This is a genomic window from Pandoraea sp. NPDC090278 (genome assembly GCF_044772185.1).
In the GTDB taxonomy this organism is placed as follows: Bacteria; Pseudomonadota; Gammaproteobacteria; order Burkholderiales; family Burkholderiaceae; genus Pandoraea.
In genome coordinates, this window is record NZ_JBIVYJ010000001.1 from 924,055 (window position 1) to 937,559 (window position 13,505).

Annotated in this window: 13 protein-coding genes; 8 read left to right on the forward strand and 5 right to left on the reverse strand. The window is 64.7% G+C overall.

Going from position 1 to position 13,505, the window contains the following annotated elements; genetic code table 11:
* Positions 1–8 precede the first annotated feature (8 nt).
* The 5 genes from ACIQWO_RS04045 to ACIQWO_RS04065 form a co-directional block, all read right to left on the reverse strand.
* Complete coding sequence (locus tag ACIQWO_RS04045) at positions 9–263, reverse strand: hypothetical protein (RefSeq protein WP_150573939.1); 255 nt, start codon at positions 261–263, stop codon at positions 9–11.
* Positions 253–582 (reverse strand): hypothetical protein, encoded by a 330-nt coding sequence (locus tag ACIQWO_RS04050; protein WP_402819476.1) that lies wholly within the window; start codon positions 580–582, stop codon positions 253–255. Before ACIQWO_RS04050 ends, ACIQWO_RS04045 begins: the two co-directional genes overlap by 11 nt.
* A 286-nt stretch (positions 583–868) precedes the next feature.
* On the reverse strand, positions 869–1,921 hold the full coding sequence (locus ACIQWO_RS04055; RefSeq protein WP_402819479.1) for a fatty acid desaturase family protein: 1,053 nt from the start codon (positions 1,919–1,921) through the stop codon (positions 869–871).
* 231 nt (positions 1,922–2,152) lie between these two features.
* On the reverse strand, positions 2,153–2,440 hold the full coding sequence (locus ACIQWO_RS04060; protein ID WP_402819482.1) for a helix-turn-helix domain-containing protein: 288 nt from the start codon (positions 2,438–2,440) through the stop codon (positions 2,153–2,155).
* The gene (locus ACIQWO_RS04065; RefSeq protein ID WP_402819485.1) at positions 2,433–4,745 is read right to left on the reverse strand and encodes an FdhF/YdeP family oxidoreductase; all 2,313 of its coding nucleotides are present in this window, start codon (positions 4,743–4,745) and stop codon (positions 2,433–2,435) included. The genes ACIQWO_RS04060 and ACIQWO_RS04065 overlap by 8 nt, the downstream gene beginning before the upstream one ends.
* Before the next feature lie 241 nt (positions 4,746–4,986).
* Here ACIQWO_RS04065 and ACIQWO_RS04070 point away from each other — a divergent pair, with 241 nt between their 5' ends.
* The 8 genes from ACIQWO_RS04070 (at position 4,987) to ACIQWO_RS04105 (ending at position 13,363) form a co-directional block, all read left to right on the forward strand.
* Positions 4,987–6,060: a substrate-binding domain-containing protein gene (locus ACIQWO_RS04070; protein WP_402819488.1), complete on the forward strand. Its 1,074-nt coding sequence runs from the start codon at positions 4,987–4,989 to the stop codon at positions 6,058–6,060.
* 258 nt (positions 6,061–6,318) lie between these two features.
* Positions 6,319–6,801: an NAD(P)H-dependent oxidoreductase subunit E gene (locus tag ACIQWO_RS04075; protein ID WP_402819490.1), complete on the forward strand. Its 483-nt coding sequence runs from the start codon at positions 6,319–6,321 to the stop codon at positions 6,799–6,801.
* Positions 6,794–8,428, forward strand: coding sequence for a formate dehydrogenase beta subunit (locus ACIQWO_RS04080; RefSeq protein WP_402819493.1), 1,635 nt, complete (start codon positions 6,794–6,796; stop codon positions 8,426–8,428). The genes ACIQWO_RS04075 and ACIQWO_RS04080 overlap by 8 nt, the downstream gene beginning before the upstream one ends.
* Before the next feature lie 55 nt (positions 8,429–8,483).
* Positions 8,484–11,369 carry a formate dehydrogenase subunit alpha gene (gene fdhF / locus ACIQWO_RS04085; protein WP_402819496.1) on the forward strand — a complete coding sequence of 962 codons (2,886 nt, stop codon included), beginning with the start codon at positions 8,484–8,486 and terminating at the stop codon, positions 11,367–11,369.
* A 42-nt stretch (positions 11,370–11,411) separates the two neighbouring features.
* A complete protein-coding gene (fdhD, locus tag ACIQWO_RS04090; RefSeq protein WP_402819499.1) occupies positions 11,412–12,335 on the forward strand; it encodes a formate dehydrogenase accessory sulfurtransferase FdhD in 924 nt (307 codons plus the stop codon).
* Between the two features lie 33 nt (positions 12,336–12,368).
* Positions 12,369–12,602, forward strand: coding sequence for a formate dehydrogenase subunit delta (locus ACIQWO_RS04095; protein WP_150738017.1), 234 nt, complete (start codon positions 12,369–12,371; stop codon positions 12,600–12,602).
* An 82-nt stretch (positions 12,603–12,684) separates the two neighbouring features.
* A complete protein-coding gene (locus ACIQWO_RS04100; RefSeq protein ID WP_233325616.1) occupies positions 12,685–12,858 on the forward strand; it encodes a hypothetical protein in 174 nt (57 codons plus the stop codon).
* A gap of 136 nt (positions 12,859–12,994) precedes the next feature.
* Complete coding sequence (locus ACIQWO_RS04105) at positions 12,995–13,363, forward strand: hypothetical protein (RefSeq protein ID WP_402819504.1); 369 nt, start codon at positions 12,995–12,997, stop codon at positions 13,361–13,363.
* Positions 13,364–13,505: the final 142 nt, after the last annotated feature.

The window sequence follows — 13,505 nt, forward strand, 5'->3', positions numbered from 1 at the left end:
AGCGATCCTTACCAGACGGTGCGCGCCAACAGCAGCGCAGCCCATGCGACGACAGTGGTCGCGCCAATGCCGATCCACGCACGCGCCGCCGTGCGGCTCGCATAGACGACGGCGAACAGACCCAGCCACACGAGCGGGAAGAGCGCGATGACGGGGATCGCGGCGGTTTGCCAGCCAGCCGGTGTCATGTACGCGATGGCACCGCACAAGGCGATGGCCGCGAAGAAGCCGAGCACAAGGCCCGCGAAGGTTCTACTCCACATGAGCGTCTCCGCGCAGCCAGTGCCAGCCACCCGCCGCATACGGCCAGAACAGTAGGCCAAAGCACAGCGACATGAACGCGGACGCGATACCGGCCGACGGCCCGGCGGCCAGCCACCAGCAAACGAGGCTTGCAATCGCCGCGACCAGGGCTATCGCGCGCGCGGGCTGTGCCGCCAGACGTTGCGCGCGCAATCGCTGGTGTTCCGAAGTGAGGTAGCAGGCAGCGCCTGCCAACCATGCCAGTGCAATGGCCAATGCAATCAACATGCTCGCGAGTAACTGATAAGTGAGCGCAAAAAGCTGGAATACGGACGTCAAGCGGAGCGCCTTACGCGTGCTGTCATGCTGTGCCGCGACGGAAACGAAAACGCCGCCCTGAGGCGACGTGGCTGGCAGCGCATATCCACAGACGGTGTCGGTCGCTCGTTACGATCAAGCATTCAGCGGAATGATGATGTAAACGTTAACGAAAACGATTCGCATTTATAGCACGATTCGGACAAATCCTGAAAGAATCGGTCCGAAATCCACAGTAGGCCGTACGTCTTGCGTGGCGCGCAGACAACGACGCACGGGGCGTCGTTGTCGTTGAGGCGCGAAAGCGCTAGTGCGCGGCGGGGACGTTGGCCGTCAGGCTGCTGGCTGGCAACGGTCCGCGGAACTGGCGAAGGATGGCTTGCCAGTAGGGAATGACGGGGCCGGACGAAGGTTGCGCGGCGTTGATTTCCGGCAGAAGGTGCCAGGGTGCAGTGGGGTACTGATGGTGAACGCGGTGCAGATGATGATTGAGCACGAGCAGACGTCCCCACGCGGGCGAGCGGAAGTTGCGCGAACGTGCGGGTTCGTCCATCGCCACGCCGTAATGCGGCAGGTTGTCGGCGATGGACAGCCAGACGCCGCGCGCGACGAACGTCACCGCGAACACCGGCCACCAAGGACCGTACGCCCACACCGCGGCGCCGATTGCGAGGAGCATCAGGAGGAAATCGCGCTGAATACGGCGGCGTCGCACCGGATCGGAGGCGAACATCACCACACGACGACGCACATCGTCGTCCTGCGGATCGGCACCCAGTGCGCTCACGGCCAGCGTGGGCAGGCGCTTGACTGGCAGCCAGGCGATCACCGGCGCGAACAGTTCCGTGAACCACATGCCGCCCAACAGGCGCGACTGATAGCCGAGCCAGCGCTTGGCGCGCGCGGCGAACGGTGCGTCGGCGGGCAAGGTCGAGATGTCGGGACGGTCGTAGGGCTGGCGGGTGAACCGGTGATGCATCAGATGCCCGAATCGCATGATCTCGAAGGGCAGTCCGAGCAGCAGGGAGAGCGAGCGGCCAGTGCGTTCGTTGGCGCGGGGCTTGAGGCGCAACTGGCCGTGGATGGACTCGTGAATCAGTCCCCAGTGCATCGGCGTGAGGAGCAGCACAGGCAGTAGCGTCAGCGACGCCATCTCACCCCAGTGGCGCAGCGCCCATCCCAACCCCAGCCATTGCCAAAGTCCCGCAAGCGTCGTCAGGCCGATCAGCACGGGGTTCCAGCGCGACGGTCTCGCGTGACGCCATAGCGCGGGCGAGGGCGTCGCAACGCTCTCGACGGTGGCGCTGACGCAGGGCGTGGCGGCGTCGATCTCGACCGGGCGCGCAACGACGTTCTCCATGAAGTCTCCGGGGCATGGCGGACATGACGTGGCTTGACGTCGCCGATGTCGAGGAGATCGCTGGATCACGCAGGTCGCATCGGGCAGCGTAAGCGCCCGGGGCGGTGATCCGCCCCGTAGCGACGAGAGTGTATGCCGAGTGCCGGGATGGAAATGTGTCAGTCGTATTGCAGCGCCTTACTTTCGTCGCATTTCCGTCATACGCGTCAGTTTTTTCAACGCACGGGCAGGTTACTGAGGACTGCCAAGGCTATCGAGCTGCGCCGCGCCGTCCGACGTCAGCCGGACGAGTTGCAGGCCGCGCTCGCCGTCTTCCAGCGAAACCCACCCCGCCTCCGTGAGCACGCTGAGGTAGCGCAGCAACGCGCTCATGGGCAATGCGCTGCGCTTGGCCAGACGTGCGAGTGACATCGACTCGCGGCCTTCGCGACGCCCGTCGGCGAGCGTTTGCAGCAGGCGGGCGAGTTCTTGCTCCGCCTGTGCCAGTTCGCCGTCGGCGGGGGAGGAAAGGTCAGCCAAGGCGGCGCTCCAGCAACACCGGCACAGACTTGGAGGTCGGGGTGCCTGCACCATCGGCGATGGCGTCGAGCGGTACGAGGCCGTTCGTCTCCGGGTAGTACGCGGCGATGCTGCCGCGCGGAATGTCGTAGGCGACCAGCAGGAAGTCGTCCGCGCGACGGGCGATGCCGTCGTTCCATACGCCGACGAGGTCGATGCGCTCGCCTGCACGCAGCCCGCGCGCATCCAGATCCTCGATGTTCGCAAAGACGACGCGACGCTGACCGAACACGCCGCGATACCGGTCGTTCAACCCGTAGATCGTGGTGTTGTACTGATCGTGCGAGCGGATCGTGGCGAGTTGCAGCACGTCTGCGCCACGATCTCCCGCCAGTTTGCGGGCGACGTCGATGGGTAACTCGGCGGGCAGCGGGTGCGTGGTGAAGTTGGCGCGGCCGTTGGCGGTGAGCCATTGTCGTTCCGACGGCGGCACCGGCAGACGGAAGCCGCCCGGGTGGCGCACGCGGCGGTTGAATTCGGCGAAGTCGTCGAACGTGGCGGCGATGGCGTCGCGAATGCGGTCGTAGTCTTCGGTGTACCAGTGCCAGTCGTCATGGCCGCCGACGGCGCGGCCCATCGTCGCCTGCGCCATACCCGCGACAATCGCGGGTTCCGAGCGCAGATGTTCCGACGCCGGGGCGTTGATGCCGTACGACAGGTGCACCATGCTCATCGAATCTTCGACGGTCACGCCTTGCACTGCACCGTTCTGCATATCGATTTCCGTGCGGCCGAGGCACGGCAGGATCAGTGCGTCGCGACCGTGCACCAGATGGCTGCGGTTGAGTTTCGTCGCCACATGCACGGTCAGATCGCACTGACGCAGACCTTCCCACGTGCGTGGCGTGTCGGGCGTGGCCATCGCGAAATTGCCCCCCATCCCGATGAAGACCCGGATCTGTCCGGCGAGCATCGCAGAGATCGTGTCGACGACGCCCAGGCCTTCGCGGCGCGGTGGCGTGAAGTCGAACACCTGGCCGATCCGGTCAAGGAAAGCGGCCGTCGGCTTCTCGTTGATGCCGACGGTGCGGTCGCCCTGCACGTTGCTGTGACCGCGCACGGGGCAAAGTCCGGCCCCCGGACGGCCGATGTTGCCGCGCAGGAGCATGAGGTTGACGATCATCTGGATCGTTGCCACCGCCTGCTTGTGCTGCGTGATGCCCATGCCCCAGGTCGCGATGACCCGCTCGCCGCGCAGATAGACGTCGGCAATCTGGCACATCTGTGCCTGCGACACGCCGGACGCGCGCTCCAGATCGTCCCAGCGCTCGGCGCGCACATCGGCGGCGAAGTCGTCGAAGCCGTGCGTATGTTCGGCAATGAAGGCGTCGTCGAGCAAGGCGGGATCGCCGTTGGCGCGAGCCTCGGCGTCACGCTCCAGCACATGTTTGATGACGCCCTTCACGAAAGCGAAGTCGCCGCCGCTCGCTGGCGTGACGTAATGGCCGCTAATGGCCGTGCCGCCCATGCTCAGCATTTCGCCCGGACTCTGCGGGTCGGCGAAGCGCTCGAGACCGCGTTCATGCAACAGGTTGATCGAGACGATGGTCGCGCCGCGTTTGGCCGCTTCGCGCAACTCACCGAGCATGCGCGGATGGTTGGTGCCTGGGTTCTGCCCGAACAACAGCAACGTATCGGCCTGCTCGAAGTCTTCGAGTGTGACTGTACCTTTGCCGAGGCCGACGACCGGCGGCAACCCGACACTGGTCGGCTCGTGGCACATATTCGAGCAATCGGGGAAGTTGTTCGTGCCGTACTGACGGACAAACAGCTGATACAGGAATGCCGCTTCGTTACTCGTGCGTCCCGAGGTGTAGAACGCCGCCTGATCGGGGCTGGGCAACGCACGCAGATGCTCGCCGATCATGGCGAACGCAGCATCCCAGTCAATGGGCAAATAGCGGTCGGTAGCGGCGTCGTAGCGCATCGGGTGCGTGAGACGGCCGTACCCTTCGAGTGTGTAGTCATCGAGCTCGAGCAGCTCGGTGACGGTGCGCCCGGCGAAGAACTCGGGCGTCACCCGACGCTTGGTCGCCTCGGCTGCGACGGCCTTCGCGCCGTTCTCACAGAATTCGAAGGTCGACGCGTGTTCGCGGTCCGGCCAGGCGCAGCCGGGGCAATCGAAACCGCTGGGCTGGTTCGCGCTAAGCAGCGTTCGCGCGCCTTTGAGCGGGATGCCTTGCGTGACGAGTTGGATGGCGACGTTCTTGAGCGCGCCCCAACCGCCAGCGGGGCGATCGTACGGGGCAATTTTCGGGGCAGACATGACGCGAGTTCTGGCAAGAGTGACCGGCGCACTGCGCCAACTTCGGGGGAGCGCAATGACCGGAGGAAACGGAAACGGTTGACGTCACATAGGCAAATTGATGCATAATTGCGAAACATTGCGCCCGTAACTGAGTGCGAATGTCGAGCGATAGGTGCCCGTTAAATCGACGTTTGTAGGCATGTTATCAGGATTTTGCATAAATTGATTTATGCAATGAATAGCATATAAGGTGAGCCCCATGAAGCGTATCTCCATTGCCCCGCAACTTCGTTTTCGCCATGACGGCAACGACCTGCCGCTCGACAAGGTGTTGTCGCTGCTCACGGAAGTGCAGGCGCACGGCAACTTGCAAGCCGCCAGTCAGGTGCTGGGACAGTCGTACCGTGGCGCATGGGGACACGTGAAGGAAGTGGAGTCGCTGATGGGCGCGCCGTTGCTCACGATGGCGCGTGGGCGCGGCGCGGTCCTTACGCCGCTGGCGCAACGATTGCTCTGGGGGCAGAAGCGACTGCAGGCCCGGCTCGGGCCGTTGCTGGAGACGATGGCGTCCGAACTGCAGACCGAGCTCGACGATTTGCTGCTTCAGGAAACCGATCAGTTGCGGCTCTTCGCGAGTCACGGCCTGGCAGTGGCGGCGCTGGTCGATTTCGCGGGACGCGCCGGTTTGCCCATCGACGTCAGTTATCGCGGCAGCATTGAAGCGATTGCCGCGCTCGCCAAGCACGAATGTGAGGTTGCGAGCTTTCACGTGCCGATTGGCGCGCTCGCCGAGCCGGTGCTCGATCAGTACATGCCGCTGCTCAAGGGCAAGTCGTATCGCGTCGCGGATGTGGCGTCGCGGCGTCTCGGTCTGCTCGTCGCGCGCGGCAACCCGCTCGGCATCCGCACGCTGGCCGATCTGCCACGCACGGGCGCGCGCTTCGCGAACCGTGAGCGTGGGTCTGGCACGCGCATCATTTACGACCTGTTGCTGGCGCAGGACGGTATCGATCCCGCGACGGTGGCCGGTGCCGAGAACATCGAATTCACGCACGCCGCCGTTGCTGCTTACATTGCCAGCGGACGCGCCGACGCGGGTCTCGCCATCGAAGCCGCCGCGAGTCAGTTCGGCCTCGACTTCATCCCGATCCTCACGGAGCGTTACTGCCTGATGTTCCCGGAGAGCGGCAGCGAGTCGCCGCATCTTCAGGCTTTGCTCGAGATTCTCCAGAGTGGTGAATACCGGCAGGCCGTTCACGCCATCCCGGGCTACAGCGAAGGAGCGACGGGGCGAGTGACGTCGCTGTCCGAGGCATTCCCGTCACTGGGATGATGTTTCATATGTATTTGCATGCATATGCGATGCGGGATGTTTTTCAATGACTGATGCCCGGCCCGCATGGGCTGGATGTCTGCATCATGTTGCGATGCAGCGCGAACGGTCGTGTGAGGGTATCGGTATTTGCACGAGGCTTGTTGGGACGGGGCGTTTGGTCTACTGTCGTAAGGACTGAGCCCCCGAAAGACCTGTTGTCATCATATGCAATAAAGAACATATGAGATGCGGTCTTGCCCCAGGAGACAATTCGAGATGGTGCCCACACCTCATGCGACGCTCGCGCCGCTGCTGGCTCGCCACGCCGGCCGCGCACACGAGCTGTTGCCGTTGCTGCATGCCTTGCAGGACACCGAAGGCTATGTCGACCCCGCCCACGTGCCTGCCATCGCTGCCGCGCTGAATCTCTCTCGCGCCGAAGTTCACGGCGTCATCACCTTCTATCACCACTTTCGCAGCGCGCCGCCACCGTCGACCATCGTACAGGTCTGCCGTGCGGAGGCTTGTCGCAGTCGCGACGGCGAAGCGCTCGTCGCCCATGTCGAAGCTTGTACCGGCGCGTACATCGATGGCGACGCATGCAATGGCGTGGGCGTCGAATCGGTCTACTGCCTTGGTCAATGTGCGTTGTCGCCTGCTGTGACGATCAACGGCGAATTGCATGCGCGCGTCAGTCCGGCGCGCTTCGACGTGCTGCTCGCCGATGCCGTCGCCAGCAAGGAGGGTCGTCATGACTGAGGCGTCGAAGTCTTTCCGTATCTACATTCCGCGTGACTCCGCGGCGCTCGCGCTCGGTGCGGACAGAGTTGCGGCGGCAGTGGCCGCCGAGGCGACCCGGCGTGGTGTTGCCATCGATATCGTTCGTAATGGCTCGCGGGGCCTGTTCTGGCTGGAGCCGCTCGTCGAGGTAGCGACGCCTGCGGGGCGCGTGGGATACAGCAACGTGCAGCCGTCGCAGATCGCAGCGCTGTTCGACGGCGGTTGGCCCGCGTGCGCGGCTAAGGACGCTGAGTGCGACGTCTCGGCAGAGGACCCCGACGGAAGCTGGGAGGCCGCCATGCCCGCCTGTGTGGGGCGCGTCGAGGCGATTCCTTATCTGGCGCGCCAACAACGTCTGACGTTTGCCCGTGTGGGCGTGACCGACCCGCTGGACCCGGCTGATTATGAGGCTAACGGAGGCCTCGCGGGGCTTCGCGCCTGTCTCGCGCTCGACGCGGAGGCCGCCTGTCAGACGGTGCTCGACTCGGGGCTGCGTGGACGCGGCGGTGCGGCATTCCCGGCAGGCATCAAGTGGCGCACGGTGAGTCGTGCGGAATCCGTGCAGAAGTACGTCGTCTGCAATGCGGACGAAGGCGACTCCGGTACGTTCGCCGACCGTCTCATCATGGAAAGCGATCCGTTCGTGCTCATCGAAGGGATGGTGATCGCGGCGCTGAGCGTGGGCGCGAGTGAAGGCATCGTCTACGTGCGCAGCGAATATCCCCACGCCATCGCGGCGCTCGAAGCGGCGATTGCCGTAGCGCGCCGCGAGGGCTGGCTTGGGCCGGATGTCCTCGGGTCCGGACGCGCCTGCGAATTGCGCGTGGCGAAGGCCGCTGGCGCTTATATCTGCGGCGAGGAAACGGCGTTGCTCGAAAGCCTCGAAGGCAAGCGCGGAGTTGTGCGCGCCAAGCCGCCGATTCCGGCGCTGTCCGGTCTTTTCGGACAGCCCACGCTCATCAACAACGTGATCACGCTGGCGAGCGTGCCGTACATCTTCGCGCATGGGGCGCAGGCCTATCGCGAGTACGGCATGGGCCGGTCGCAGGGCACGCTGCCGGTGCAACTGGCGGGCAATATCCGTCGTGGTGGGCTGGTGGAGCTGGCATTCGGCGTGACGTTGCGCACGCTGCTCGACGACTTCGGTGGCGGCACGGCGAGCGGGCGTCCCGCGAAGGCCATCCAGGTCGGCGGGCCGCTTGGCGCTTATCTGCCCGACGCGCAATGGGACGTGCCGATGGACTACGAGGCCTACGCGGCGTTTGGTGCTGTGGTCGGGCACGGCGGTGTGGTGGTCCACGATGATACGGCCGACATGGCCGGACTGGCGAGCTACGCGATGGAATTCTGCGCGCTCGAATCGTGCGGCAAATGCACGCCGTGCCGGATCGGGTCGACGCGGGGTGTCGAGGTGATCGAGCGGATCCGGCGCGGGGATACGTCCACACGTCAGGTGAAGTTGCTGCATGACCTTTGCGACACGATGGTGTCCGGTTCGCTCTGCGCGATGGGCGGCATGACGCCGTTCCCCGTGCGCTCTGCACTCGAACATTTCCCGGCGGACTTCGGTCTGCCCGACGGCGCGGGATGCGCTGAAGCTGCTTGAAGCTGCTTGATACGTCAACGTCAGAAGCCTGCACGTCTGAATGGGAGAACGACACATGATCCATCCGAATGCACAAGTCTCGCCGGGCCACGGCCCGGACATGGGCACGCCGCGGCGTGAGAGCGAAGTCGAGGTCACGCTGGAGATCGACGGGCTGAGCGTGACGGTCCCGGCGGGCACCTCGATCATGCGCGCCGCAGCGGGCAACGACGTCAACATCCCCAAGCTCTGTGCGACGGATTCCCTCGAACCGTTCGGGTCGTGCCGACTGTGTCTGGTCGAGATCGAGGGGCGGCGTGGATTCCCCGCCTCGTGCACGACGCCCGTCGAGCCGGGCATGAAGGTGCGCACGCAATCGCCGAAGTTGCAGGACCTGCGGCGCAACGTGATGGAGCTGTATATCTCCGATCACCCGCTGGACTGCCTGACGTGCGCGGCCAACGGCGATTGCGAATTGCAGGACATGGCCGGTGTGACCGGTCTGCGCGAAGTCCGCTACGGCTTCGAGGGCGATAACCACATTCACAGCGCCAAAGACGAGTCGAATCCGTACTTCACATACGACCCGTCGAAATGCATCGTATGTAACCGGTGCGTGCGGGCGTGTGAGGAGACGCAGGGCACGTTTGCGCTGACGATCTCCGGGCGTGGCTTCGAGGCGCGCGTCTCGGCCGGGCAGGATCAGCCATTCATGGACTCGGAGTGCGTGTCGTGCGGCGCTTGCGTGGCGGCATGCCCGACGGCCACGTTGCAGGAAAAAAGCATCGTCGAGATGGGGCAGCCCGAGCATGCGGTCGTGACGACGTGCGCGTACTGCGGCGTCGGCTGTGCTTTCAAGGCGGAAATGAAGGGTGGCGAGGTCGTGCGCATGACCCCGTACAAGGACGGTCTCGCGAACGAGGGCCATGCCTGCGTCAAGGGACGCTTCGCCTGGGGCTACGCCACGCACAAGGAGCGCATCACCAAGCCGATGATCCGTAGCAAGATCACCGATCCGTGGCGCGAAGTGTCGTGGGACGAGGCGCTCGACTACGCGGCGTCGGAGTTCCGTCGGCTGCAGGCGAAGTATGGTGTCGACGCCATTGGCGGCATCACGTCGTCGCGCTGCACGAACGAAGAGACGTATCTCGTGCAGAAGCTCGTGCGTGCCGCGTTCGGCAATAACAACGTGGATACCTGCGCGCGCGTCTGTCATTCGCCGACGGGCTACGGGCTGAAGCAGACGCTCGGCGAGTCCGCCGGTACGCAGACCTTCAAGTCGATCGAACACGCCGACGTGATTCTCGTGATGGGCGCGAACCCGACGGACGGGCATCCCGTCTTCGCCTCGCGACTCAAGCGTCGTGTGCGCGAGGGGGCGAAGCTCATCGTGATCGATCCGCGCCGCATCGATATCGTCGACGGACCGCACGTGAAGGCGGCATTCCATCTGCCGCTGCGTCCCGGCACCAACGTGGCGATGGTCAATGCGCTGGCGCACGTGATTGTCACCGAGGGATTGCTGGCCGAGGCGTTCATTGCCGAGCGGTGCGAAGACCGGGCGTTTGCACAGTGGCGCGATTTCGTGGCGCTGCCGGAGAACTCGCCCGAGGCGGTGTCCGTGGTGACGGGCGTACCTGCCGAGCAGATTCGCGGTGCTGCGCGTTTGTATGCGACGGGCGGCAACGCGGCGATCTACTACGGGCTGGGCGTGACCGAGCACGCGCAGGGCTCGACCACGGTCATGGGTATCGCGAACCTGGCAATGGCGACGGGCAACGTCGGGCGCGAAGGGGTCGGCGTGAACCCGTTGCGCGGACAGAACAACGTGCAGGGTTCGTGCGACATGGGCTCGTTCCCGCACGAGTTGCCGGGCTACCGGCATGTCTCCGATACGCTGGTGCGCGAGGAATTCGAAGCCGCGTGGGGCGTGACGTTACAGGCCGAACCGGGGCTGCGTATCCCGAACATGTTCGACGCGGCCATCCACGGCAGCTTCAAGGGGCTTTACTGTCAGGGCGAGGACATCGTGCAGTCCGACCCCAACACCCAGCACGTGGCGGCGGCGATGGAGGCGATGGAGTGCATCGTCGTGCAGGACATCTTCCTGAATGAAACCGCGAAGTATGCACACGTGCTGCTGCCGGGCACGACGTTCCTCGAAAAGGACGGTACGTTCACCAACGCCGAGCGACGCATTTCTCGCGTGCGCCGGGTGATGGCGCCGTTGCCGGGCATGGCCGACTGGGAAGTCACCATCGCATTGGCGAAGCGGCTGGGCTACGAGATGCCGTACGCGCATCCGTCCGAGATCATGGACGAGATCGCACGGCTTACGCCGACGTTCCACGGCGTGAGCTATGCGCGTCTGGACGAAGCGGGCAGTCTGCAATGGCCGTGCAACGACGAAGCACCCGATGGCACGCCGATCATGCACGTCGACGCCTTTGTGCGCGGTAAGGGACGCTTCATCATCACGCGTTACGTGCCGACGGACGAGAAGGTCACGCCGCGCTATCCGCTGCTGCTCACCACGGGTCGCATCCTCTCGCAATACAATGTCGGAGCGCAGACGCGCCGCACGCACAACGTTCACTGGCACGACGAAGATCGGCTCGAAATCCACCCGCACGACGCGCAGGAGCGGGGCATCAAGGATGACGACTGGGTCGGTATCCGGAGCCGAGCGGGCGAGACGGTGCTGCGGGCGGTGCTCAGCGAACGTATGCAACCCGGCGTGGTTTATACGACGTTCCATTTCCCGGAATCGGGCGCGAACGTCATCACGACGGATAACTCGGACTGGGCAACGAATTGCCCGGAATACAAGGTGACGGCCGTGCAGGTGCTGCCGGTGGTGCAGCCGTCGGCATGGCAGGCCAAGTATTCGTCCTTCAACCGCACACAGCTTGAATTGCTCGATGCGGCCCGCAACCCTGCCGAACCGGTGTCGGCGAAGTAGGGGGGCGCGAACCCTGGAATGACCTGGAGTCAGTGTTTGACGATGTCCAACCCGTTACTTGAAGTGGCTGAAGCCCGCGAAGCCAGTGAGTCGGCAGGCGATGAGATCGATGGCATCGCTGCCCCCGTGTGCGACGTCGCGCCGACAGCCATCGACCCCGAAAGCCTCTCGCCGCACGCCACATTCGCCGTGCGGCGTTTTCGTCATGGCGCGTGGCAGGCGGCGAGCGACGAACTCGCCGAGGAAGTGCCCGTCGCGCTGGAGTTCAACGGCATTTCGCATGTGGTGATGCTCGCGACACCGGCCGATATCGAAGACTTCGCGCTGGGGTTCGCGTTGTCGGAAGGCATTCTGAACGACCGGCGCGAGTGTTACGGAGTGGACGTCTCGGCGACTTCGCTGGGCATTACGGCGCACCTCGAAGTGTCGTCGCGCGCGTTCGTTGGGCTCAAGGAGCGGCGTCGCAATCTGACGGGGCGCACTGGGTGCGGGCTTTGCGGCACGGAGAGTCTCGATCAGGTGTTGCGGCCGTTGCCGTCCGCTGGCGAGCCGTTGCGTGTGACCCATGCGGCGCTAGCGGCGGCGCATGCGGGGCTCGCCGCACATCAGGCGCTCAACGGCGTGACCGGTGCGGTGCACGGCGCGGCCTGGTGCTCGCCGCAGGGCGAGATCGTCTGTCTGCGGGAAGACGTCGGCCGACATAACGCGCTCGACAAGCTCATCGGGGCGCTGGCCCGCGAGGGGCGTGCGTTCGACGGCGGCTTTGTGCTGATGACGAGTCGCGCCAGCGTGGAAATCGTGCAGAAAGCGGCGCAGGTCGGCATTCCGATGGTGGCGGCCGTGTCGGCGGCCACCGCGCTGGCGGTGCGTACGGCGCAGGCGGCGGGTGTGGCGCTTGTCGGCTTCGTGCGTGGCGAACAGTGCGTGATTTACACCGGCGGGGCGGCGCTCGACGAGCGCGTCTGACGGCCTTGACCCTGACGGAGCGGGAGACTTTCGATGGACGGCAACAACCTCGTGCGTATGGCCAACCGCATTGCAGACTTCTTCGACTCGTTGCCCGATCGCGAAGAAGCGCTGGATCAGGTCGCCACGCATCTGCATAAATTCTGGGATCCGCGCATGCGCTCGCAGATTCTCGCCCTCGTCGACACCCCGGACGGCGAGGAAATGCACGCGCTCGTGCGCGAAGCGCTGACGCGCCACCGAGCGCGCCTGACGCCAGCGGCCTGACGCGTCGCGCGGGCCTACGCAGCTCGCGGTATAGTAGGGGTGACGGTCGCGCACCGGCGCGGCTTTATCAGCGGAGGACTTGATGAGCGATACCCCCACGCGCAAGCCCGGCCCACAGCATCCTCACAAGGAAGATGCCGTGGAACGCGATCTCGACGAAGCGCTCGAGGAGACGTTTCCGGCGAGCGATCCCGTGTCCATCGAAGTCGACAAACCGAAGCGGGTTCCCGCGTCGCGACCTGGCGAGACGAAGTGAGTCGAGCGCAGCCCCGTCCGGCGGGGCAGCAGCAGAAAATAAATCTCCGGTCCGACGCGGGTTTGCCGCCCGGGCGGGCCGAATTCGTGGCAAAATGCCGCGCCTGACTCTCTCAGGCTGGGACTGTAGGAAATAAATGGCGGCAGGTACGGTAAAAAAAGTTCGACGCTACGCGCTGGAAACCATCGACGTGATGGGACAGAGCGGGCTTGGCGTCGTCGAACGCCCGGATGGGCGTTTCGTCATGTATCCGGAATACTGGACACAGACGCAGGCGCTCAGCCAGAAAATGCGCACGCTGTATCGCCGTAACTGCCAGCTCGAATACCAATTGGCGAAGCTCACGCGTGAGCTCGACCGTCTGCGTAGCGTGGTCGACACGCCGCGTCCCGCCGGTAATCCGCAGGCGTCGCTGCCCGGCACCGACGTGCCACAGCCCGAACCCAAGCTCGAACGCAAGACGGCCAGCGATCTGCCGCCCCGACGACGTAAACGCGCCGCCTGAGCGCCATTGCCGTCACGACGTCATGTGATGCAGCAACGACGTCAACGGACATGACCCTGCAAGTCCTCCCGATTCATCCAGTTACAGCGAAACTCCAAGTCCTCGTCATTTCCCATTAACAGCCAGCTTATTGCCCGCTTCG

Excerpts from the sequence above, each read along its gene's own strand:
- ACIQWO_RS04075 (WP_402819490.1), top strand. The coding sequence starts at position 6,319 with ATGGTGCCCACACCTCATGCGACGCTCGCGCCGCTGCTGGCTCGCCAC.
- fdhF (WP_402819496.1), top strand. The coding sequence starts at position 8,484 with ATGATCCATCCGAATGCACAAGTCTCGCCGGGCCACGGCCCGGACATG.
- ACIQWO_RS04070 (WP_402819488.1), top strand. The coding sequence starts at position 4,987 with ATGAAGCGTATCTCCATTGCCCCGCAACTTCGTTTTCGCCATGACGGC.
- ACIQWO_RS04055 (WP_402819479.1), bottom strand. The coding sequence starts at position 1,921 with ATGGAGAACGTCGTTGCGCGCCCGGTCGAGATCGACGCCGCCACGCCC.
- ACIQWO_RS04105 (WP_402819504.1), top strand. The coding sequence starts at position 12,995 with ATGGCGGCAGGTACGGTAAAAAAAGTTCGACGCTACGCGCTGGAAACC.
- ACIQWO_RS04095 (WP_150738017.1), top strand. The coding sequence starts at position 12,369 with ATGGACGGCAACAACCTCGTGCGTATGGCCAACCGCATTGCAGACTTC.
- ACIQWO_RS04100 (WP_233325616.1), top strand. The coding sequence starts at position 12,685 with ATGAGCGATACCCCCACGCGCAAGCCCGGCCCACAGCATCCTCACAAG.
- ACIQWO_RS04065 (WP_402819485.1), bottom strand. The coding sequence starts at position 4,745 with ATGTCTGCCCCGAAAATTGCCCCGTACGATCGCCCCGCTGGCGGTTGG.
- ACIQWO_RS04080 (WP_402819493.1), top strand. The coding sequence starts at position 6,794 with ATGACTGAGGCGTCGAAGTCTTTCCGTATCTACATTCCGCGTGACTCC.
- ACIQWO_RS04045 (WP_150573939.1), bottom strand. The coding sequence starts at position 263 with ATGTGGAGTAGAACCTTCGCGGGCCTTGTGCTCGGCTTCTTCGCGGCC.
- fdhD (WP_402819499.1), top strand. The coding sequence starts at position 11,412 with ATGTCCAACCCGTTACTTGAAGTGGCTGAAGCCCGCGAAGCCAGTGAG.